The sequence below is a fragment of the Caulobacter sp. GW821-FHT12D05 genome, assembly GCF_058807295.1.
In genome coordinates this window covers 854,677-876,289 of record NZ_JBXAQO010000004.1, presented here as the reverse complement: position 1 = coordinate 876,289, position 21,613 = coordinate 854,677, and the positions used below count along the sequence as shown (strand labels likewise).

Sequence of the window (21,613 nt, the reverse complement as noted above, 5' to 3'; positions counted from 1 at the left end):
ATCCGCTACCGTCACCGGCTTCGCCGCCCCTATCGCGGCGCCAGCCGGATGCCTAGATGCGTAAGCTCCTCCTCGCCCTCCTCGCCTCCACGAGTCTGATGACCCTGACCCCCGCGATCGCCGCCGACACGAAACCGGCCGAAGCCCGCACCCCGCTGAACGAACTGGGCAAGGACGATCCCTACATCTGGATGGAGGAGATCGAGGGGACCCGCGCCCTGGACTGGGCCAAGGCCCAGAACGCCAGGACCCTGCCGGTCCTGCAGGGCGACACGCGTTATGCGCAGCTGCACGACGACGCCCTGACGATCGTCAACGCCAAGGACCGCATCCCCGGCGTGACCTTCCTGGACGACAACAACCTGCGCAACTACTGGCAGGACGCCGACCACGTGCGCGGCGTCTGGCGCCGCACCACCCTCGACAGCTATCGCACGGCCCAGCCGGTTTGGGAGACCATCCTGGACATGGACGCCCTGGCCAAGGCCGAGGGCAAGAACTGGGTCTTCAAGGGCTCCGACTGCCTGGCGCCCGAGGCCCGCTACTGCCTGCTGTCGCTGTCGAACGGCGGCAAGGACGCCGTGGTTGTGCGCGAGTACGACACTCAGACCAAGACCTTCGTCGCCGGTGGTTTCGAGCTGCCCGAGGGCAAGCACCGCTTCGACTGGATCGACAAGGACACCCTGATCGTCGCCACCGACTGGACGCCGGGCGAGGTGACGACCTCGGGCTATCCCTATGTGGTCAAGCTGGTCAAACGCGGTCAGCCCTTGTCGGCCGCCAAGGAAATCTATCGCGGCGCCAAGGACGACGGCGGCTACGGCGTCAGCCCCGCCGTGCTGCGCGACCATGACGGCGTGGTGCAGGCGGTGTTCGTGCTGCGCCCGCTCGACACCTTCAACGCCGAGACCCACCTGGTCGTCGGCGACAAGACGGTGAAGCTGCCCTTCCCGCTGAAGTCGTCGATCCAGGCGCTGGTCCAAGGCCAACTGGTGTTCAGCGTCGAGCAGGACTGGGCCGCCCAGAACCTGAAGACCGGCGACCTGGCCGCCTTCGACCTGGCCGCCCTGAAGGCCGATGCCGACAAGGCCAAGGCGACGCTGATCCTGCGACCGACCGCTCGCGAGGCGGTGCAGAACGTCAACGCCACCCGCGACCGGCTGGTCGTGGCCGTGACCGAAAACGTCAAGGGCGCGGCCTATGCCTATGAGGTCAAGAACGGCGCCTGGACCCGCAAGAAGCTGGATCTGCCGGCCAACGCGACCGTCACCCTGGGCTCGGCCTCGGACAAGGACGACCGCTTCTTCGTCAGCGTCACCGGCTATCTGACCCCGACCACCTACTGGCTGGCCGACGCGGCCACCGGCAAGCTGGACCAGGTCAAGGCCGCTCCGGCCAAGTTCGACGCCTCGACCCACGTGGTCGAGCAGTTCGAGGCCACCTCGTCGGACGGGGTGAAGGTCCCCTACTTCGTCGTGCGGCCCAAGGGCCAGAAGCCCGACGGCTCGGCCCCCACCCTGCTCTACGCTTACGGTGGCTTCCAGGTGTCGATGACGCCCAGCTATTCGGGCGTGATGGGCAAGCTGTGGCTGGAGCGCGGCGGCACCTATGTGGTGGCCAACATCCGCGGCGGCGGCGAGTTCGGCCCGTCCTGGCACGAGGCGGCGCTGAAGGAGAACCGCCAGAAGGCCTATGACGACTTCTTCGCCGTCTCGCAGGACCTGATCACCCGCAAGATCACCTCGCCGCGTCGGCTGGGGATCATGGGCGGATCGAACGGCGGCCTGCTGATGGGCGTGGCCCTGACCCAGCGGCCGGAGCTCTACAACGCCATCGTGGTGCAGGTGCCGCTGTTCGACATGATCCGCTACAGCCAGATCGGGGCCGGTTCCTCGTGGATGGGCGAGTATGGCGATCCGCAGATCCCGTCCGAGCGGGCGGTGATCGCCAAGTACGACCCCTATTCCAACCTCAAGGCCGGGAAGAAATACCCCGAGGTGTTCATCGAAACCTCGACCAAGGACGACCGCGTCCACCCCGCCCACGCCCGCAAGGCGGCGGCGCGGCTGGAAGAGCTTGGTTACCCGGTGCTGTACTACGAGAACGTCGACGGCGGTCACGCGGCCAGCGCCAACCTGGCCGAAACCGCCCGCCGCCAGGCGCTGGAGTTCATCTACCTGACCCGCAAGCTGATGGACTGAACACTTTGAGATAACGGCGTCTCGTCAACCCTAAGGAAAGTTATCGGCGTCAGGATGCGCCGCGACTCATCCTCCCGTCGGGACGCCGTTCCTTGTCTATCGAAGTCGTCAAAGCCCTGGATCTCACGCCCGCCGACATCGCGCGGTGGGTCGATCTGCAGCGTGGCCAGACGCGACTGGACTCGCCATTCCTCTCGCCCCAGTGGGTCCTGGCCGTGGCCAAGGCCCAAGGTGACAAGGGTTCGGAAGTGAAGGTCGCCATCGAGCGCGGCCCCGACGGCCAGGCCCTGGCCTTCCTGCCGGCGCGCGTTCGGCAAGAGGTGGCCATGCCGGTCGGCGCGCCGATGTGCGACTATCAGGCCCTGGTCTCGGCGCCGGGCGCGGCCATGGATCCGCGCGACCTGCTGACCGCCCTGGGCGCGGTGCGCATCGACTTCTGCCACATGATGGCCGACGACGAGACCCTGGGCCGCCATGCGCGCGGCCGGGCCGACAGCTGGGTCGTCGAGATGCCCGACGGCTACGAGGCCTATGCCGCCGAGCGCAAAGCCGCCAACATCGGCGTGCTCAAGGACATCGACAAGAAACGCCGCAAGGCCGAGCGCGAGGTGGGCCCCTGCCGCTTCACCGCCATGTCCGACAGCCGCGCGGCCTTCGACCAGCTGATCGCCTGGAAGCGCGTGCAGCTCCTGCTGACCCACCAGACCGACCTCTTCAAGGCCCCGTGGGTCAACAAGCTGCTCGACGACCTGTTCGCCATGCGCGACGAAGCGTTCGGCGGCGGACTCTACACCCTGCATCTGGGCGAGCGCCTGGCCGCCGTGCACCTGCACCTGCGCGGCGAGCACACGATCCACGGCTGGCTGATCGCTCACAATCCAGACCTAGAACGTTATTCGCCGGGCCTGATGCTGTTCCAGGACATCCTGAAGAGCATGGACGGCACGGGCTATACGCGCCTGGACCTGGGCACCGGCGACTACCGCTTCAAGCGCGAGCTTTCCAACGCCCGCCAGACCGTGGTGTTCGGCTTCCTGGGCTCGCCCTCGGTCCCGACCCTGGTGCGCCACGCCGTCTATGGCGTGCGCAGCCTCGCCGAGTCCTTGCCGCTGGGCCGCATCTCCGAGATTCCCGGCAAGGCCATGCGCCGCATCGACCTGCTGCGCGGCTTGCACTAAGCGCCCGGCCGCAAGGTCACCTCGTGATGAACGAAAAGCTCGAGCCCACACCCACCCGGCTTGAACGGCTAGGCGCGACGGCAGCGCTTTGCCTGGCGCTCGCGACGGGTCTGGCCGCCCTGGCTCTATTCGTTTGGTGGCTCTACGAGGCCGCCATCCGTCACGCCGTCCGCGGACATCGCGGCGCGTGGGTGGAACTCGCCGACAGCCCCGGCCAGTTCTGGCTCCATGTTGGCTTGATCGCCTTCTGGGCCAGCCTTCTGCTAATCTGCATGACGTGGGTGATCCAGCGCCTGTCGGACAAGGACCGCCGAGCGGCGGCCGTGACACGGATCATTGGAACCTGGCGGCCGAAACGCTGAGAGGGCGTGCTCAATGCACCGCATTGATCCGCATCGCGCGCGGATCCACAGTGCCCGCCGCCCAGGCGCGGGTCCAGCCGTATTGCAGTTCGCCTTCCCGGAACGCGAAGCGGTCCAGGTGCTTGGCGACCACGTCTTCCAGGCGGGCCAGGCCCTCCAGGTCGGCGGCCTCGACGGTGATGTCCAGGCCGTCCGGATGGGCCGTCATCCGGCAGGTGCCGGCCGGCAGCGGGAAGAAGGCCGAGGTCTCGTCATACGTGACCTCGAACTTGTGGCCCCAGTGCTTGGCCAGCTGGATCATGTAGCGCGCCGCCTTTTCGGTGGCGACGCGGGCGTGGCTTTCCATGACCTGGCTTCCTTCTAGATGGCTTCGATCGCCTGGGCGGCGTCGTCCAGGACCTTGGCGACCGCGGCGATCTGCTCAGGCGTCAGTTGGCCGTGCAGTTTCAGCCGCAGCGCCGTCTTGACGTTCTCGCGGGCCCGCAGGATCTGCGGCGAGAAGGCGGCGCTGGCCTGGGCGGCCTCGGCCATGCGCTCGAACAGCGAGCGGACCGGGGCGTCGTTGCTGGTCAGGAAGGCCTCGCCCTCCGCGGTGATCGTGTAGAGCTTCTTGCCGCCGCCGGCGTCGCTGGCGGTGACGTAGCCCAGCTCTTCCAGCAGGGTCAGGGTCGGATAGACCACGCCGGGGCTCGGGCTGTAGGCGCCGCCGGCCGCCGTCTCGATGGCCTTGATCAGTTCGTAGCCGTGGCTGGGCTTCTCGGCGATCAATTTGAGCACCACGAAGCGCAGGTCGCCGTGGTCGAAGAACCGGCCCATGCGGCCGCCCCGGCCACGCGGACCGCCACGGTGATCGCCGTGAAAGCCGAACGGATGCCGGCCGTGATGCTCGTCGCCATGGCCCCAGCGGCCGCGATGATGATGATGGTGTCGTCCAAACATGTGTGTTTTAGATCCTATTCCGTTATATCGAAATGATAGATATATCGGATTGGTCGACCGTCAAGAGCTATTTTCGATATATCTGATTATGTCGCGTTGCTGCTGACGCGTTTCGACGTCACTAGCGTGCAAGACAAAAGCGCCTTAAGGCCGCCACCCCCTTGAGTTGGGTAGCCCGGAAGCGCGACTTCCGTGCAACACGACAGAAGCGTGACTGGAAATAGTCGGTTTCAATCTTGATACGGAAAGCGGCGTGAATACATGCCGCGTAACAGAAGCAGGAGCAGCAGGTTGCGCGAACTGGACCAAAGCCCGCGTTTGACGAACCACGGAGGGCGTTTCATCGCCGCCGGGGCGATCGCGGCCGCCGGTCTGCTGGCGCTCGCGCCGGCCGCCCGCGCCGAGGACCAGATCCCCACCGTGCCTGCTTCGGCCGCCAGTGCGGACTCGACCACCGCAGCCGCCGTCTACGATCCGATCGAAGGCTTCAACCGCGGCTCGTTCAAGCTCGGCATGGGCCTGGACAAGGCCATCTTCTCGCCGATCGCCCATGGCTACATCGCCGTCACGCCCAAGGTCGTACGCACCGGCGTCAGCAACGCGGTCTATAATCTGGGCGAGCCCAACACGATCATGAACCACGTGCTGCAGGGCAAGCCCAAGCGCGCCATGCGGTCGACCACCCGCTTCATCGTCAACTCGACAGTCGGCGTGCTGGGCCTGTTCGACGTGGCCGCCAAGATGCACCTGCCGCCGCGCGGCGCCGACTTCGGCCAGACGTTCGGCGTCTGGGGCGCGGGACCCGGCGCCTATCTCTACGTGCCCGGCATGGGCCCGCTGAACGTCCGCGACGGCGTCGGCCGCGCCCTGGATTTCGTCACCGACCCGGTCTCGCTGTATGTCGGCGGCCTCAGCACCGACTTTGGCAAGGCCCGCACGGGCGTCACCATCGTCGACCTGCGCGCCGACACCGATCCGGCCTTCCATGCGCTGGAAGACGCCGCCGATCCTTATGTCACCACCCGCTCGGCCTACAGCCAGTATCGCGACGCTATTGTCCGCGAAGCCACTGGCAAAGCCGAGGACCTGCCCGATTTCGATGCGCCGCCCCCCTCCCCCCAAACGGCGGCGCCCAAACCATGACCCTTCCCGGTAGTCACATGAAAAACACCCTCACCACCCGGCGCGGCGCCAACGCCGCGCTTTTGGCTTTCTTCGGGGCCGCCAGCTTCGCCGCAGCCAGTCCGGCCCTGGCTCAGAACGCCCGTGACCCGGGCGCCGAGGCCTTTGTCCAGACCAAGGCCCAGCGCGTCATCACCGTCCTGGCCAACAAGGGCATGAGCGACGCGCAGAAGAAGCAGGTCTTCCACCAGGCGGTCGACGAGCTGGCCGACGTGCCGCGCATCACCAACTTCGTGCTGGGCAAGTACGCCCGCACGATCTCGCCGGACCAGCGCGCCCGCTTCACGCCGGTGTTCCGCACCTACGCCGAGAACGTCTACCAGTCGCGCATCGACGACTATCGCGGCGAGCAGCTGAAGGTGACCGGCTCGGTCGTCCGCAAGCCCGGCGACGTGATCGTCAACACCACGATCTCGGGCGGCCAGATCAGCTCGCCGCTGCCGGTCTCGTGGCGCGTGCTGGGCTCGGGCCAGAACTGGAAGGTCGTCGACGTCCAGTTCAAGGGCATCTGGCTGGCCATCACCCAGCAGCAGGACTTCGTGTCGACCATCGACAATGCCGGCGGCAACATCGATGTTCTGATCAATCAACTCCAGAAGAGCGGCTCAGGCTCTTCCGGCGGCAAGCGCTAAAGCGCGGCCGGGGCTAGACGTAAGGGGATATGGCATTGCGCGAACAATGGGCCGAGACGGCCATGGGCGTCGTCGTCCTCGCCCTGGCGGCGGGTTTCTTGACCTATTCGCTGAGCGTGGGCGGCGTCCACATGAAGCGCGGCGACTATGAGATCAGCGCCAAGTTCGGCGAGGCCGGTTCGCTGGCGCCCGGCGCGGCGGTGGCCGTGGCCGGCGTCAAGGTCGGCACCGTGTCGGAGATCACGCTGGAGCCGAAGACCTATCTGGCCGTCGCCAAGCTGAGCATCGACCCGACCGTCAAGCTGCCGGCCGACTCGACCGCCAAGATCACCAGCGACGGCATCCTGGGCGGCGCCCACATCTCGATCGCCCCGGGCGCCTCACTGGAGGACCTGAAGCCGGGCGGCCAGATCGAGAACACCCAAGGCGCGGTCGACCTGTTCGGCCTGATCGGCTCGGTGATCCGCCCGCAAGGCGGTGGTGACGCGGCCGCTCCGGCGGCCCCTGCCCCGGCGACGCAACCGGCCGAGAGCTACTGATGACCGCGGCCGAGGCGGCCAAGAAGGTCGCCAGACACCCGATCCAGGCGCTGGGCCGGTCGGCCCTGTCCGCCGTCCGCATGGTCGGCGGTGTGGGCGTCTTCGCCGTGCGCGGAACCGCCGCCGCCCTCAGCCCGCCGTGGTTCCTGGGCCAGCTGTGGCGCCAGTTCGTGGCGATCGGCTTCTTCTCGCTGCCGGTCGTGGGCCTGACCGCCATCTTCACCGGCGCGGCCCTGGCCTTGAACATCTACACCGGCGGCGGGCGCTTCAACGCCGAGCAGGTGATGCCGCAGATCGTGGCCCTGGGCATTACGCGCGAGCTCGGCCCCGTGCTGGCCGCCCTGATGCTGGCCGGCCGAGTCTCGGCCGCCATCGCCGCCGAGATCGGGGCCATGCGCGCGACCGAGCAGATCGATGCCATGCGCACCCTGTCGACCGATCCGTTCCGCTACCTGGTCGGCCCGCGCCTGCTGGCCGGCGTGCTGATGCTGCCCCTGCTGACCGCCGTGGCCGACACCATCGGCGTCTCGGGCGGCTGGCTGGTCGCCACCCGCGTCCTGGACTTCAGCTCGGCGGTCTATATCCGCAACACCATCGACTTCCTGCAGGGCTGGGACATCCTGTCGGGCCTGATCAAGGCGGCGGTGTTTGGCTTCATCGTGGCGCTGATGGGCTGCTATCACGGCTACAACGCCAAGGGCGGGGCGCGCGGCGTCGGCCGGGCCACCACCCACGCGGTGGTCTCCTCGGCCATCCTGATCTTCGCCTCCGACTACCTCCTGACCACCTTCTTCACCCACGCGGCCAAATGACCGAAGTGATCCCCAAGCTCGCCTGGAAGGGCGTGACCAAGCGCTTCGAGGATCGCACGGTCCTGGACGGCCTGGACCTGTCGGTCGCGCCGGGCAAGTCGCTGGTGATCATCGGCGGCTCGGGCCAGGGCAAGTCGGTGACCATCAAGACCGCGCTGGGCCTGATGCGTCCCGACGCCGGCAAGATCGAGCTGGACGGCAAGAACACCGTCGGCCTGTCGGAAAGCGCCCGCCGCAAGCTGTTCTCGCGCGTCGGCGTGCTGTTCCAGGGCGCGGCCCTGTTCGACAGCCTGACCATCTGGGAAAACGTCGCCTTCCGCCTGATCAACGCCGACGGCGTGCCGCGCAAGGAAGCCAAGGACCGCGCGATCGAGGCCCTGGAGCAGGTGCGCCTGGCCCCGGCCGTCGCCGACCGCTTCCCGTCCGAGCTGTCGGGCGGCATGCAGAAGCGCGCCGGCCTGGCCCGCGCGGTCGTCGCCCAGCCCGAGATCCTGTTCTTCGACGAGCCGACGACGGGCCTGGATCCCATCACGGCGGCGGCGATCAACGAGCTGATCTCCAACCAGGTGCGCCGCCTGGGCTCGACCGCCGTGTCGATCACCCACGATCTGGCCTCGGCCCAGACGATCGGCGACGAGATCGCCATGCTGCACGACGGCAAGATCATCTGGCGCGGCCCGGCCGCCGAGCTGCGCAGAACCGACAATCCCTATGTCAGCCAGTTCGTCCGAGGCAGCGCCGAGGGTCCGATCTCGCATGCGGTCTAGGGCGGCCAGCGCTCTTTTCCTCATGGCGGGCCTGCTTTTCGGAGCGGGCGCACAGGCTCAATCGTTCGTGCGCGGCGACTGCCAGGGCCACCTGGCCCCGGTCGCGCCGCGCTACGACACCGCCAACCACGCGCTCTGGTACAAGCGGTTCTGGACGGGCGGCTGCGATCCGCAGATCCCGCGCTGCATCCCAGGCCAGCCCAACTGGAACAACATGGTCACTGCGCTGCTGAGCCGCGGCCCGGCGGCCCAGCGGCCAGCGGTCTTGGCCAAGGCCTGCCGCGTCGGCGAGTTGATCGGCGTGGAGTGGTCGCGCAGCAAGACGATCCGCAAGATCGACCTGGGTGATCTGCGCGCCTTCAACCACATGCTGGAACACGAAGACGACGTCCTGAAGGGCCTCGACAAGGTCGACCAGGCCGCCCGCGCCAAGCTGGCCGGGCGCTAAGCCGCCACCTGCAGGGTTTCGGCCAGAAGTTTACCCTCAACGCCCCGGCTCGACCCCGCACGCCAGGCCACGACGATCTCGCGGCTGGGATGGGCGGTGGCCAGCGGCCGGATGGTGAGGGCGGTCTTCTCCGTCAGGCCCGCCTGCACCGCCATGGCCGGCAGGAACGACACGCCCAGGCCCGAGCCGATCATCTGCACCAGGGTCGGCAGCGAGGTGGCCGCGAAGGTCTCCTCGTCGCCCACGCCCTTGGGCGGTTCCAGACCGCAGGCGGCCAGGGCGTGGTCGCGCAGGCAGTGGCCGTCTTCCAGCAGGATCAGGTCGTCACCGCGCAGGGTGTCGGGGTCGACCCGGGTCGAGGCCGCCATCGGATGGTTGGCCGGCGCCGCGGCCAGCAGTTCGTCATCCTCAACGTGAGCCCAGTCCAGGCCGGACATGTCGTAGGGCAGGGCGATCAGCGCCGCGTCCAGCGCGCCGGTCTTCAGCGCCGTGATCAGGCGGTTGGTGAGGTCTTCCCGCAGGAACAGCTTCAGCTTGGGGAAGCGGTCGCGCAGCACGGGCAGGGCGCGGGGCAGCAGGTAGGGGGCCACGGTCGGGATCACCCCCAGACGGAAACGGCCCGCCAGCGGCTGGCCGGCGCCGCGTGCAGCCTGCACCAGGTCCTCGGTCCTCGCCAGGATATCCTCGGCCCGGCGAACGGCCTCCTGGCCGGCGGCGGTCAGGATCACGCCCGAGCGGGCCCGATCGACCACCGGCGCGCCCAGGATCTTCTCCAGCTCCTGGATCCCGGCCGACAGGGTGGGCTGGGTGACATAGGCGCTCTCGGCGGCGCGACTGAACGAGCCGTGCTCCGACAGGAGCTTCAGATATTGCAGCTGGCGAAGGGTGGGGAGAAGCATGAAGGCTATATAGGCCGCTTCTATCGAACTTCCAAAAACTATCGATTGGATAAGTTCGGGGCCGAGGCGTATCCCCATCTCACGGTGATGTTCCGGCGTGTCTCCCCCACCCGACGTCGAAATGTCCCCGCCGATCCCGGTTCGCGCCACCCCTCCCCAGCCCAGCTGGCGCGGACCGGGACTAACCCCTTCAGCAGTGATAATCGACGGCTCCCAACCCGGAGCGTCCCCCATGTCGATCGCGTCGATCGAGGTCCTGCGCGCCCAGCTGCCCGCCTACGCCCACGCCATGGCCCGCAACCTGGAAGTCCTGGCCGACGAGACCGTCTTGGACGAGACGGCCAAGTGGAGCTGCTTCGTCGCCAGCGCCTGCGCGGTCGGCGAGCCCGAGACCCTGAAGGCCGTCACCGCCGCCGCGCGCGAGGCGGGCCTGACGCCGGAAGCCTTCGAGGAGGCCAGGACGGCGGCGGCGACCATGGCCATGACCAATGTCTATTTCCGCGCCGTCCACCTGATGACCGCACCGGAATACGAGCACCTGCCCTCGCGCCTGCGCTTCAGCCGTGATCATTCGACGGCCTACGAGCTCTGCTGCATGGCGGTGTCGGCGATCAACGGCTGCGGCGCATGCCTCGACAGCCACGAAGCGGAGCTGCGCCGACGGGGCGTGGGGCCCGTCCAGATCCAGGCCGCCTTGCGAATCGGCGCCGTGGTGAACGCCGCCGCTCGGGTCCTGGCGGCCGAAACTGTGGATCATCCCCCATTTTCGGGCGTTTGAAGGGGGTCCGCGACGCCCGGTCGCGGTGTCCGCCCCTCGACATTCATCTTGTCCGTAAACTAAGTTGTTAACCTCTGGGTAAGAGATTCGCGGTTTCCGCAAGCGTGACTTTCAGGTCGCGGCGGGCTCGCACGGGGCGAAGGTGGGCTAGATGAGACTGCTGTCGAAGAATTCGCGCGAGAACAAGAACGGCAAGCCGATCGTTCTGGGTGAGGACACCCGGACCGAGACCGTGCAGCACCAGATCGAATCCACCCAGGCCATCGGCCAACGCTACGAGACCATCCACGGTGGCCTCGACAGCATCGGCCGGGTCATGGAGCACCTGAAGGCCATCGAGCCGCTGATCGCCGAGATCCGCGGCCCCGTCGGCCAGGAGTTCGAAGCTCGCCGCGCCGAGCACGCCGAGTTGATCGCCCTGCGCGCCAACTACGACCAGGCCCAGCGCGTGGTCGCCCAGATCCAGGCCGAGGAGCGCGACGTCAGCGCCCGCCTGTCCGCCGCCGAGACCGCGCTTGGCGAATCCGACGCTCGCCGCCAGACCCAGGACGCGGCGCTGGAAGACAACGCTCTCGAGATCGACCGCCTGCGCAACGCCCTGCTGCAGTCGGACCTGAAGGTCTCCAGCCTCGACGCATCCTTGCGTGACGCCACCGCCCGCATCGAGCACCTGGTGCAGGACGTCGACGGCCTGCGCACCCAGGCCCAGGACATCGACACCCGTCGCGGCGACGCCGAGGCCGCCCTGGCCCGCGCCAACCAGGACAACGCCCTGCTGGGCGAAGAATCCGCGACCCTGAAGAAGCGCGTCGACCAGGCCGGCCTGGATGTGGCCCGCCTGTCGCGCATCGAGACCGACCTGGAGGCCCAGATCGCCGCCGAGCGCGCGCGCGTCCAGGCGATCGAGAACGCCCTGCACGCCCACCAGACCGACAGCGGCCGCACCATCCGTGGCCTGGAAAGCCAGGTCGAAGCCTCGCGCGCCGAGATCTCGGCGCTGCAGACCCGTCTGGAGACCGCGACCGGTCGCGCCGACAAGCTGGAAGAGATGAACGGCCAGATCTCGGCCCGTCTGGCCGAATCCTCGGCGCATCAGAAGGCCGTCGAGCGCCGCGCCGGCGACCTCAACGTCGCCCTGGAACGCGCCCTGGATCGCATCCGCACGCTGGAAGAAGACTCGGACGGCCTGCGTCAGCGCCACGCCGGCGTCGACACCGCCCGCGCCACCGCGATCGAGCGCGCCGACCAGCTGGCCAAGGGCGCCATCGCCCAGGACAAGGCCATGAAGCGCGCCGAGGAGCGGGCCCAGCAACTGCGGGCGCGCCTGGACAGCATGCAGGAAGCCCAAGACCAGATCCGTCGTGAACACGAGGAGAAGGTCGCCGAGCTGCAGGCCACGATCGAACGCCTCACCTCGGAGGCCGCTCTGGCCGAAGGCGCCCTGGAAGCGGCCCGCCGCGACCGCTCGCGCCTGCAGATGGCCCTGCTGGGCGCCTCGGACGAAGGCGTCGCCGAAAGCGCCTGATCCGTCTCACCGACCTGAACGTAAAGACGCCCGCGAGCTTTCGGTTCGCGGGCGTTCTTGCGTCTAGAGGCCCGGCTTGACCGCCACGAACAGATCCTGGCCGCCGGCATATTGCCGGGGCGGCAGCCAGCCGCCGTGGATGACGCCGGCGGGCAGGTCGAACCCAGCCGCGCGCACCGCCGCCTCGAGCGCTTCCTGCGGATGGGCGATAGCCCGCTCGGGCGAGCGCGGATCCACGACCATGGCTCCGGCCTGCCAGGACTTGAACGCCAGCGCCGACTGGCCCGCCTGGATCGCCGTCACGCGATCGGGCGTCAGGGCGAAGGCGGTGAACATGAACCGGCCGCCCGGCTTGAGGACCCGCCAGGTCTCTTCCAGATAGTGGCGGATCGACTCCAGCCGCATGTGGCTGAAGACCGACATGGCCATGGCGATGTCCGTCGTCCCCGTCGCCGCCGGAAACCGCAGCGCCGTCTCGGCGATGGCGCCGGACGCCCGGTACTCGCAGTTGCGGACATCCACGTGGACGAAGCCAAAGTCCGATCGGTGGAACCGCCGCCGGCAGGTCCGGATCGCCGCGCGCGACACGTCGAAGCCGATATAGCCCGCCTCTGGCTCCAGATAGCTCAGCAGGGGGGCGGCCACCCGACCCGTGCCGCAGCCGATGTCCAGAACCCGCATGGCGGGGGTCAGCCCCGCATGGTCGATCAGGAAGCCGAGGGTTTCCTGCCCCGCACGCTCGAAATCGCCGCCGCCGACATTGTGCAGAGCCTGCCACGGCTCTCGCCAACGGGACGGATCCCGGATCCGGCCGGGCAGGCCGACGACATCGAGATAGGCGCCCGACGCCGCGCGACGCACCGCGGGCGGCAACAGGCTGGCCACGCTCTTCAACATCGTACGCTTACCCAGGATTGAGCGACCACCAAGAGCGATCTATCTCAGCCTGAGCGCGGCCAGCAACCCACCTTTACATTGCGCGAAGAAAGGCCGGGCTAGCGGGTCTCCACTGCCCGTTTCAGGCCCTGGACCTGCTGCCCCAGCACCCCGTCCACCGGTCCGGCGATCTTGTCGATGCCGCCTCGGAAGTAGCCGCCAACGTCGTAGGTGACCGTCACGGTCGTTTGCCCATCCTTCTCGGCCAGCAGGAAGGTCAGCGCCCCGGTCGCGCCGGAGCTCTGCATCGGCCCCAGAGCGCCGGACAGCACGAGCTTCTGGCCTGGCGCGGCATAGATCGTGGTCGCATGGAGCACCGAGCCGCCATTGGGCAGGCGTTCGCAGAAACAGCCGCCCGAGGCCGCGCCCAACGACAGGTTGGCGGCCGAGCCCGACCAGGTGTGCGCCGAGGCCCACCATTTCGACGGCTGCACCAGGGTCGCCCAGACCGCGCTGGCCGGGGCGGCGACCACGACCTCGTGCTTGACCTGGAAGCCGGTCGGGCCGGCGTCGGTCACCTCGGCCCGCGCCGCGCCGGCGGCGGCCAGCAGCGCCAGGGCGGCGATCATCTTGGTCTTCATGGCGTTCTCCCCAGCCTTGTCCGAAGGTGAGGGCAGGGGAGGCGAAGCGTCAATCACGCCTATTGGACTACTCGACCGGCGAACTGACCGTCGCGCCGCCGGCCTTCAGCCGGTCCAGCACGCCGTTGGCCGGGAGCAGGAAGCCCAGGTCCACCACCGCCACGGTGACGCCGGGACGCTTGAGGGCCTCGGTCATGGCGTCGGCGGTCTGGGCCACGCCCTTGTCCAGCAAGGCCGCGCCGCCGGGCGCGCGCAGCAGGCAGCGCTGGGCGGCGCTTTCGCGATAGCGGGCGCGCACCGAGGCGAGGTCGCCCTCGGCCCAGTCGCGGCCGATGGTGGCGGAATGGGCGCCGTCATAGGCGATCTCGTCCAGGGCCACCTTCAGGCAATAGAGCTGGTCGTCGGGCGAGAGCTTGGAAGCGATCGTCGTCACCGCGCTCATCCGGTACTGGCCGACGGCCTTGACCTTCAGCTTGCGGGCCTTGGCCATGCGCTCGATCGTGCTGATCGGCTTGGCTTCCGACAGGCCGGCCGCCTGGCGGAAATCCGACAGCAGCAGGAACCCCGCCACGGCCGGCTTCCAGTTCTTGTAGTCGCCGGCGCTCTTGCGAGCCTGGTTGCGAGACTCGACGAAGCGGGCCTTCAGGTCCGGCGGCAGCTGGTCTTCCAGGTTCTTGCCCATCGGCTGGCGCAGGCCGCCGCCGAACTTGAGGATGAAGCCGGCGATCTGGGTGACGCCGACCGAGGCCTGGGGCGGGACCAGGACGAGGTCGGACTTGGCCAAGGCCTTCTCAAGACGCGGGCTTGACCATTTGAGAGAGTGGGGCAGGGGCTGGGCCGAGCCCAGCACGTACAGCTTGGCGCCGTCCTTCTCGACCAACCAGACAGCCGGGCCGGGCGGCTTGGCCACCACGGTCAGCTCGGCGACCACCGCGCTCTCATCCTGAGCCGGAGCGGCGCCAAGCTCGACGGTCGGCGGGGGTGGGGTGGTTTGACCGGCAAGCAGCAGGGACAGGGCCAAAGCGGCGGACGCGACCATCAAAACTCCTTCAGCCCCCTGAAGTCATCTAGTCCTTCTCCCCTTGTGGGAGAAGGTGTCAGCGGAGCTGACGGATGAGGGGTCGCGCCGGACGCGCCGAGAAACCCCTCACCCGACCACCTTCGGTGGCCACCCTCTCCCACAGGGGGAGAGGGGACATTCATCAAGCCCCCGGCGGAACCGGGAAGCCGCGCTTGCGCATCAGGGCGCCGATCTTGACGTCACGGCCGCGGAAGGCGCGGAACTGGTCGACGGGATCGACGGTGTTGCCCTTGGACATGATGTCGTCGTGCAGGCGCTTGGCGACGGCCTTGTCGTAGAAGCCGCCGGGGGCTTCGGCGAAGGCCTCGGCCGCGTCGGCGGTCAGGGTGTCGGACCACAGATAGCTGTAGTAGCCGGCCGAATAGCCGTCGCCCGAGAACACGTGACCGAACTGCGGCGTACGGTGCCGCATGACGATCTCCTTGGGCATGTTCAGCTTGGCGAGTTCCTCGCGTTCGAACTTGTCCGGATCGATATCGACGTCACCGGCCAGGTGCAGCTTCATGTCGATCAGCGCCGAGGCCAGGTACTCGGTGGTGCCAAAGCCTTCGCCGAACTTGCCGGCGGCCTCGATCTTGTCGACCAGGGCCTGCGGGATCGGCTTGCCGGTCTGATAGTGCAGGGCGAACTGGTTCAGCACTTCCTTGGTCGGCAGCCAGTGCTCGTTCAGCTGGCTGGGGAACTCGACATAGTCGCGCGCCACGTTGGTGCCCGACACCGACGGATAGGTGGCGTTGGCATTCAGGCCGTGGATGGCGTGGCCGAACTCGTGGAACAGGGTGGTGGCGTCGTCCCACGAGATCAGCAGGGGCTCGCCGGGCTTGCCCTTGATGAAGTTGGAGTTGTTCGAGACGATCGTGGTGATCTCGCCCTTGAACCGCTCTTGCGTGCGGTAGGCGTTCATCCAGGCGCCCGAGCGCTTGCCGGGACGGGCATAGGGGTCGAAGTACCACAGGCCGACATGCTTGCCGGCGCGGGTCACCTCATAGACGGTGATGTCCTCGTGATAGACGGGGATGCCTTCCAGCTTCTTGAATTGGAAGCCGTACAGCTGGCCCGAGGCCCAGAACATGCCCTCGCGCAGCTTGTCCAGCTGCAGGTAGGGCTTCACCTCGTTCATATCGAGGGCGTACTTCGCCAGGCGGACCTTCTCGGCATAGAAGCGGTAGTCCCAGGGCTCCAGCTTGAAGCCGCCACTTTCCTTGTCGATGATCGCCTGCATGTCAGCGACGTCGATGGCGACCTGGGCGATCGCCGGCTGCCAGACGGCTTCCATCAGCGCCATGGCGTTTTCGGGCGTCTTGGCCATGGCGTTTTCCAGGCGCCAGTGGGCGTGGGTCTTGTAGCCCAGCAGCTTGGCGCGCTCGACGCGCAGCTTCAGGATCTTGCTGATGATCAGGTTGTTGTCGGTCGCGCCGCCGTTGTCGCCGCGGTTGACGAACGCACGCCAGACCTTCTCGCGGGCGCCGCGCACCGGACTCTCGGTCAGGAACGGGTCGACGCTGGAGCGGGTGTTCACGATCACGAACTTGCCCGGCAGCTTGCGGGCCGTGGCGTTCGAGGCGGCGGCGGCCTTCAGGCCCTCGGGCAGACCGGCCAGGTCGGCGTCGCTGAGCTCAATCCAGGTGTTCTCGTCGGCCAGCAGGTTCTGGCTGAACTTGGTGTACAGGCTGGCCAGCTCGGTGTTGATCGCCCCGACCCGGGTCTTGGCGGCGGGCGAGAGCTTGGCGCCCGAGCGCACGAAGTTGGTGTAGTAGATCCACAGCACGCGCTGCTGCTCGGGCGTCAGCTTGGCCTTGGCCGGCGAGTTATAGACCGCCTCGATGCGGGCGAAGAGCGGGGCGTTCTGGTTGATCTTGTCGCTGTGGGCCGACAGGGCCGGATCCATGACCTCTTCCACGGCCTGGAACTCCGGGGTGCTCATGTTCGAGCCCCAGATGCCGTAGAACGTGCCGATATCGCCCAGCGACCGGCCGGAATCTTCCAGGGCGGCGATGGTGTTCTCGAAGGTCGGCGCGGCCTTGTTGGCGGTGATCGCGTCGATCTCGGCCAGGTTCTTGGCCATGGCCGCTTCCAGGGCCGGCTTGAAGTCGGCGACCTTGACCTTGTCGAAGGCCGGCACGCCGCCATAGGGGCCGGTCCATTTTTGCAGCAGGGGATTAGTGGCTTGGGCCAATGCGAAGCTCGGATTGAGGGCTGCGGCCGCGCCAGTTGCGGCGGCCGAAGCTAGAAACGTACGACGTTGCACGGAGTGTCTCCGGTGGAGGTTTGGACCGACCCTAGGGCAACCCCCTGATCACGTCACATGACAGGACCGTAACCTTTGTCATCACATGGACGACACCCATTTTGGCGGCTACAGCTTTGGTCATGATCGGCGTCTTCGACTCCGGCGTAGGCGGCCTCTCGGTCCACCGCGCCCTCGTGCAGCGTCTGCCGCAGGCGGACTTCACCTATCTGGCCGACCAGGCCAACGCGCCCTATGGCGTGCGGAGCGGCGAGGAGATCGTCGCGCTGACCAAGGCCGGCTGCATTCGCCTGTTCGATCGTGGCGCCAGCCTGGTCGTCCTGGCCTGCAACACCGCCTCGGCCATCGCCCTGCGCCGCCTGCAACAGACCTGGCTGCCCGGCTATCGGAAAGAGATCGGCCGGCCGGTCAACATCCTGGGCATCATCGTGCCGACCATCGAAAAGGCCACGGGCCTGCCGTGGGAGCACGAGGCCGAACGGCGCGGCGAGAAGGTCCAGGCGCTGGACATCCTGGGCGTCTTCGCCACCCAGGCCACGGTGCGCTCGCGCGTCTATGAGATCGAGATCGACAAGCGCAAGCAGGACCTGGCGGTATTCTCCGAGGCCTGCCCGGAGCTGGTGCCGCTGATCGAACATGACGCCAGCGTTGTCGAGCTGGCCAAGGCCGTCGAAGGCCACGTCCAGGCCTTGAAGACCCGCATCGGCCGCTTCCCCGACCGCGTGGTGCTGGGCTGCACCCACTACGAGATCATCGCCGACATCTTCCGCGCCGCCTTGCCGGCCGGGACCCCGCTGATCCAGCAGCCCGAAGCCACCGCCGACGCGCTGGAGCTCTATCTGGAGCGTCATCCGGAGTATGCGACGGGGACGAGCAGCGGGCGCGTGTTCCTCACCACCGGGGCTCCGGGACCGCAGAACGGCTTGGTGCAAGGCTTCTGGGGCGGTCCGGTCAGCTTCGATCCCGCCTGATCCGCGACATTCTGAATCATTTCCTGACGAACGCCGTAAACGCCTCTTAACGCTCTTCGGGCACAACATCGCGGTTCGCCCTGTTTCGGCGGGCCCGGGATACGAAGTTGAGTTCGGAGACTTTCATGGCGCGAGCCGCGCGGCGATCCACGACGGAGCTCCTGTGGGACGCGTTCCGTTACGGCTGGGTCCAGCCCTGGACCGCCCGGTTCCGGGGCGGGGTCGTCACCGTGATCGGGGCCGTCCTGCTGCTGGCCATCGCCACCTACAACGCCACCGATCCCAGCTTCAACGCCGCCACCGGCGAGCCGGCGCGCAATGCGCTGGGCGGCCTGGGCGCAATGATCTCCGACCTCTTGATGCAATCTCTCGGCCTGTCGGCCTGGGGGGTTGCATTGCTGATGCTGGTGTTCGGCGTCACCCGCGTGGCCCAGGCCGACCCGGACGCCGAGCGCAAGGACCTGCGCCAGCGCGCGGTCGTCGGCGCCCTGGGCCTGCTGGCCCTGTCGGCCGTACTGGCCGCTCCCCCGCCGCCGGCGATCTGGCAGCTGGAAAAGGGCCTGGGCGGTTTCTGGGGTGACGCGCTGCTGCACGGGGTGGCCGGCATCCTGGGCTTCGCCCACATTCCCGGCGCCACGGTCATCTCGGCCATCCTGTTCGCCATCGCCGCCATCGTCGCCCTGGGCTTCGCCATCGGCGTGCGCGAGGTCGATCCCGACGCCATCCACACCGCCGTCAGCAACGCCCTACAGCCGCGCGTCCGCGCCGAGCCGGAGCCCGCGCCGGCCCCGGTCGCCAAGCCGGCCCGCGTCCGAAAGGAAAAGGCAGAAGCCGCGCCCAAGCGTGAGCGTCCTGGCCGCCTGCCACCGATCGATGATGACGATGACGCGATCGTCGCCGCGCCGACCGCCATCAGCTCGCCCGAGCGCGCCTACACCCCGCCGCCGGCTCAGGACGACGAGGACGAGTTCGAGGACATGCTCGACGCCCGTCCGATGGCCATCGCCAAGCCCAAGACCGCGCCCAAGGAATCCGGCCGCGAAGCTCGCGAACAGCAGAAGGCCTTCGACTTCGACGAAGACGCCGGCTTCCAGCTGCCCGAGCTGGCCATGCTGGCCAAGGCCAAGCCGCGCTCGTCGGAAGTCGACGCCGGCTCGCTGCGCCAGAACGCCCGCCTGCTGGAAAGCGTGCTGGCCGAGTTCGGCGTCAAGGGCCAGATCGACCAGATCCGCCCCGGCCCCGTGGTCACCATGTACGAACTGGTGCCGGCCCCGGGCGTCAAGACCGCCCGCGTCGTGGCCCTGGCCGACGACATCGCCCGCTCGATGAGCGTGATCTCGTGCCGCGTGGCGGTGGCCCAGGGCCGCAACGCCATCGGCATCGAAATGCCGAACTCCAAGCGCGAGACGGTCTATCTGCGCGACCTGCTGAGCAGCGCCGACTATGAGAAGGCCAGCCAGATCCTGCCCATGGCGCTGGGCGAGACCATCGGCGGCGAGCCCTATATCGCCGACCTGGCCAAGATGCCTCACCTGCTGATCGCCGGTACGACCGGTTCGGGTAAGTCGGTCGGCGTGAACGCGATGATCCTGTCGATCCTGTACAAGCTGCCGCCCGAGAAGTGCCGCTTCATCATGGTCGATCCCAAGATGCTGGAACTGTCGGTCTATGACGGCATCCCGCACCTCCTGGCTCCCGTCGTGACCGATCCCAAGAAGGCCGTCGTGGCCCTGAAGTGGACCGTCCGCGAGATGGAGGACCGCTATCGCCGCATGTCCAAGATCGGCGTGCGCAATATCGGCGGCTATAACGAGAAGGCCAACGAGGCTGCCGCCAAGGGCGAGCACTTCGAGCGCACCGTGCAGACGGGCTTCGACGACGCCGGCCGTCCGATCTACGAGACCGAGCAGATCCGTCCCGAAGCCATGCCCTATCTGGTCGTGGTCATCGACGAGGTGGCCGACCTGATGATGGTGGCCGGCAAGGACATCGAAGGCGCCGTGCAGCGTCTGGCCCAGATGGCCCGCGCCGCCGGCATCCACCTGATCATGGCCACACAGCGCCCGTCGGTCGACGTCATCACCGGCACCATCAAGGCCAACTTCCCGACCCGGATCAGCTTCCAGGTCACCAGCAAGATCGACGCCCGCACCATCCTGGGCGAGCAGGGCGCCGAGCAGCTGCTGGGCCAGGGCGACATGCTCTACATGGCCGGCGGCGGTCGCATCACCCGCCTGCACGGTCCGTTCGTGTCGGACGGCGAAGTCGAGGCCGTGGCCAAGTTCCTGCGCGACCAGGGCATCCCGCAGTACCTGGAAGAAGTCACCGCCGGCGGCGACGAGGAGCAGGAAGAGGCCGTCGAAGGCGCCTTCGCCGGCGAGGGCGGGGCCAACGACCTCTACGACCACGCCGTGGCCGTGGTCACCCGCGACCGCAAGGCCTCGACCAGCTACATCCAGCGCCGCCTGCAGATCGGCTACAACCGCGCCGCCTCGCTGATGGAGCGGATGGAGAAGGAAGGCGTCGTCGGCGCCGCCAACCACGCCGGCAAGCGCGAGATCCTGGCCCCGCCGCCACCGCCGATGTAGGAAACCTTGGCTGTTTGGGCGCGTTCTGACGCTCTAGCAAATGGGCCCAACCTGAACGGCGCTTCATCGGAGCGCCGGAAAATGGCCTCGCGGCGGCCTTCGCGGCGGCCAAGGTTGGCGCTAAGGAGTCCGAATGACCAATCGCCGTTTCCTTCTCGCGGCCGGCCTGGCCGCCGCCATCGCTTCTCCAGCTTTCGCCCAGCAGGCCAAGCCTGTCCCGGCCAAGCTGACCGTCGAGCAGCAAGCCATGCTGGACAAGGCCACCGCCTATATCCAGGGCCTGTCGTCGGCCAAGGGCCGCTTCGTGCAGACCGACGCGCGCGGCACCCAGACCCAGGGCACGCTCTACATGCAGCGTCCGGGCAAGGCGCGGTTCGCCTATGACCCGCCGGCCGGCCTGCTGGTCGTCAGCAACGGCAACAACGTCAACATTTTCGACAGCCGGCTGAAGACCTTCCAGAGCTATCCGCTCAGCAAGACGCCGCTGAACCTGCTGCTGGCCCGCGAGGTCCGCCTGGATCGCGGCGTGATCATCACCGACATCCGCCCGCTGGCCGACGGCTTCACGATCGTAGCTCAGGACGCCCGCCGCCAGGCGCTGGGCCGGATCTCGATCGACTTCTCCAACGCGCCGGTGGCGCTGATGGGCTGGACGGTCACGGACATCAAGGGCGGCACGATCCGCGTGCGCTTGAGCGACTTCGCCGAGACCGGCGAGCTGGATCCCGCGCTGTTCGTGCTGACCGACCCGCGCCGCAAGGTCGGCAAGCCGTAGTTGGTCGGCTCTTTTGTTGTTCAGGCCGCTAAGGCGGCCTGAATGTGACATTACCACAACAGGCAAGAATCAACCCGCTTCGGGGTTGACTAAAAGTTTTGACGTGGCATATTTAACACGCATGGCGATGAGCGACCGACCCGCTCTTCGCGAACCGTGCCGGATCCTATC

At 67.8% G+C, this 21,613-nt stretch carries 21 protein-coding genes; 14 read left to right on the top strand and 7 right to left on the bottom strand.

Features of this window, described 5'->3' with window-relative positions:
- The first annotated feature begins 56 nt into the window (after positions 1-56).
- The 3 genes from AC1RRR_RS22375 to AC1RRR_RS22365 all read left to right on the top strand — a co-directional run bounded on the left by AC1RRR_RS22375 (position 57) and on the right by AC1RRR_RS22365 (position 3,741).
- Positions 57-2,201, top strand: a complete 2,145-nt coding sequence (locus AC1RRR_RS22375) for a prolyl oligopeptidase family serine peptidase (protein ID WP_492816217.1) — start codon at positions 57-59, stop codon at positions 2,199-2,201.
- 92 nt (positions 2,202-2,293) lie between these two features.
- The gene (locus AC1RRR_RS22370; protein WP_492816215.1) at positions 2,294-3,379 is read left to right on the top strand and encodes a GNAT family N-acetyltransferase; all 1,086 of its coding nucleotides are present in this window, start codon (positions 2,294-2,296) and stop codon (positions 3,377-3,379) included.
- Between the two features lie 26 nt (positions 3,380-3,405).
- A complete protein-coding gene (locus AC1RRR_RS22365; protein ID WP_492816213.1) occupies positions 3,406-3,741 on the top strand; it encodes a hypothetical protein in 336 nt (111 codons plus the stop codon).
- Between the two features lie 10 nt (positions 3,742-3,751).
- Here the strand turns inward: AC1RRR_RS22365 and AC1RRR_RS22360 are convergent, their stop codons facing one another.
- Together AC1RRR_RS22360 and AC1RRR_RS22355 are read right to left on the bottom strand one after the other, a co-directional pair.
- Positions 3,752-4,087, bottom strand: coding sequence for a DUF2218 domain-containing protein (locus AC1RRR_RS22360; protein WP_492816211.1), 336 nt, complete (start codon positions 4,085-4,087; stop codon positions 3,752-3,754).
- A 14-nt stretch (positions 4,088-4,101) separates the two neighbouring features.
- Positions 4,102-4,680, bottom strand: coding sequence for a PadR family transcriptional regulator (locus AC1RRR_RS22355; RefSeq protein WP_492816209.1), 579 nt, complete (start codon positions 4,678-4,680; stop codon positions 4,102-4,104).
- 261 nt (positions 4,681-4,941) lie between these two features.
- Here AC1RRR_RS22355 and AC1RRR_RS22350 point away from each other — a divergent pair, with 261 nt between their 5' ends.
- Genes AC1RRR_RS22350 through AC1RRR_RS22325 form a run of 6 tightly spaced genes read left to right on the top strand, consistent with a single transcriptional unit; the run spans position 4,942 to position 9,060 of the window.
- Positions 4,942-5,823, top strand: coding sequence for an MlaA family lipoprotein (locus tag AC1RRR_RS22350; RefSeq protein ID WP_492816207.1), 882 nt, complete (start codon positions 4,942-4,944; stop codon positions 5,821-5,823).
- Entirely contained in the window at positions 5,820-6,494 is a 675-nt protein-coding gene (locus AC1RRR_RS22345) for an MlaC/ttg2D family ABC transporter substrate-binding protein (RefSeq protein WP_492816205.1), read from the top strand. Before AC1RRR_RS22350 ends, AC1RRR_RS22345 begins: the two co-directional genes overlap by 4 nt.
- A gap of 29 nt (positions 6,495-6,523) precedes the next feature.
- Positions 6,524-7,033, top strand: a complete 510-nt coding sequence (gene mlaD, locus AC1RRR_RS22340) for an outer membrane lipid asymmetry maintenance protein MlaD (protein ID WP_492816203.1) — start codon at positions 6,524-6,526, stop codon at positions 7,031-7,033.
- Positions 7,033-7,845, top strand: a complete 813-nt coding sequence (locus AC1RRR_RS22335; protein ID WP_492816201.1) for an MlaE family ABC transporter permease — start codon at positions 7,033-7,035, stop codon at positions 7,843-7,845. Before mlaD ends, AC1RRR_RS22335 begins: the two co-directional genes overlap by 1 nt.
- Positions 7,842-8,612, top strand: coding sequence for an ABC transporter ATP-binding protein (locus AC1RRR_RS22330; protein ID WP_492816199.1), 771 nt, complete (start codon positions 7,842-7,844; stop codon positions 8,610-8,612). The genes AC1RRR_RS22335 and AC1RRR_RS22330 overlap by 4 nt, the downstream gene beginning before the upstream one ends.
- Before the next feature lie 22 nt (positions 8,613-8,634).
- On the top strand, positions 8,635-9,060 hold the full coding sequence (locus tag AC1RRR_RS22325) for a hypothetical protein (RefSeq protein WP_492816197.1): 426 nt from the start codon (positions 8,635-8,637) through the stop codon (positions 9,058-9,060).
- Here the strand turns inward: AC1RRR_RS22325 and AC1RRR_RS22320 are convergent.
- On the bottom strand, positions 9,057-9,959 hold the full coding sequence (locus AC1RRR_RS22320) for a hydrogen peroxide-inducible genes activator (protein WP_492816195.1): 903 nt from the start codon (positions 9,957-9,959) through the stop codon (positions 9,057-9,059). The two genes, AC1RRR_RS22325 and AC1RRR_RS22320, sit on opposite strands and share 4 nt — an antisense overlap.
- Positions 9,960-10,191: 232 nt before the next feature.
- Here AC1RRR_RS22320 and ahpD point away from each other — a divergent pair, with 232 nt between their 5' ends.
- Positions 10,192-10,737: an alkylhydroperoxidase, AhpD family gene (gene ahpD / locus AC1RRR_RS22315; protein WP_492816193.1), complete on the top strand. Its 546-nt coding sequence runs from the start codon at positions 10,192-10,194 to the stop codon at positions 10,735-10,737.
- Positions 10,738-10,888: 151 nt separating this feature from the next.
- A complete protein-coding gene (creS, locus tag AC1RRR_RS22310) occupies positions 10,889-12,262 on the top strand; it encodes a crescentin (RefSeq protein WP_492816191.1) in 1,374 nt (457 codons plus the stop codon).
- A 63-nt stretch (positions 12,263-12,325) separates the two neighbouring features.
- On the opposite strand, the gene AC1RRR_RS22305 is transcribed toward creS, so the two are convergent.
- From AC1RRR_RS22305 to AC1RRR_RS22290, 4 genes are all read right to left on the bottom strand, one after another.
- A complete protein-coding gene (locus AC1RRR_RS22305) occupies positions 12,326-13,159 on the bottom strand; it encodes a class I SAM-dependent methyltransferase (protein WP_492816189.1) in 834 nt (277 codons plus the stop codon).
- Positions 13,160-13,257: 98 nt separating this feature from the next.
- Positions 13,258-13,779, bottom strand: a complete 522-nt coding sequence (locus tag AC1RRR_RS22300; protein WP_492816187.1) for an SRPBCC family protein — start codon at positions 13,777-13,779, stop codon at positions 13,258-13,260.
- Positions 13,780-13,846: 67 nt separating this feature from the next.
- The gene (locus AC1RRR_RS22295) at positions 13,847-14,821 is read right to left on the bottom strand and encodes a TraB/GumN family protein (RefSeq protein WP_492816185.1); all 975 of its coding nucleotides are present in this window, start codon (positions 14,819-14,821) and stop codon (positions 13,847-13,849) included.
- Between the two features lie 160 nt (positions 14,822-14,981).
- On the bottom strand, positions 14,982-17,108 hold the full coding sequence (locus AC1RRR_RS22290) for a M3 family metallopeptidase (RefSeq protein ID WP_492816183.1): 2,127 nt from the start codon (positions 17,106-17,108) through the stop codon (positions 14,982-14,984).
- A 122-nt stretch (positions 17,109-17,230) separates the two neighbouring features.
- On the opposite strand from AC1RRR_RS22290, the gene AC1RRR_RS22285 reads away from it, so the two are divergent.
- From AC1RRR_RS22285 to AC1RRR_RS22275, 3 genes are all read left to right on the top strand, one after another.
- Positions 17,231-18,079 (top strand): glutamate racemase, encoded by an 849-nt coding sequence (locus AC1RRR_RS22285; RefSeq protein WP_492816181.1) that lies wholly within the window; start codon positions 17,231-17,233, stop codon positions 18,077-18,079.
- Between the two features lie 107 nt (positions 18,080-18,186).
- The gene (locus tag AC1RRR_RS22280; RefSeq protein WP_492816179.1) at positions 18,187-20,667 is read left to right on the top strand and encodes an FtsK/SpoIIIE family DNA translocase; all 2,481 of its coding nucleotides are present in this window, start codon (positions 18,187-18,189) and stop codon (positions 20,665-20,667) included.
- Between the two features lie 133 nt (positions 20,668-20,800).
- Positions 20,801-21,442: an outer-membrane lipoprotein carrier protein LolA gene (locus AC1RRR_RS22275; protein ID WP_492816178.1), complete on the top strand. Its 642-nt coding sequence runs from the start codon at positions 20,801-20,803 to the stop codon at positions 21,440-21,442.
- The last annotated feature ends 171 nt before the right edge of the window (positions 21,443-21,613 follow it).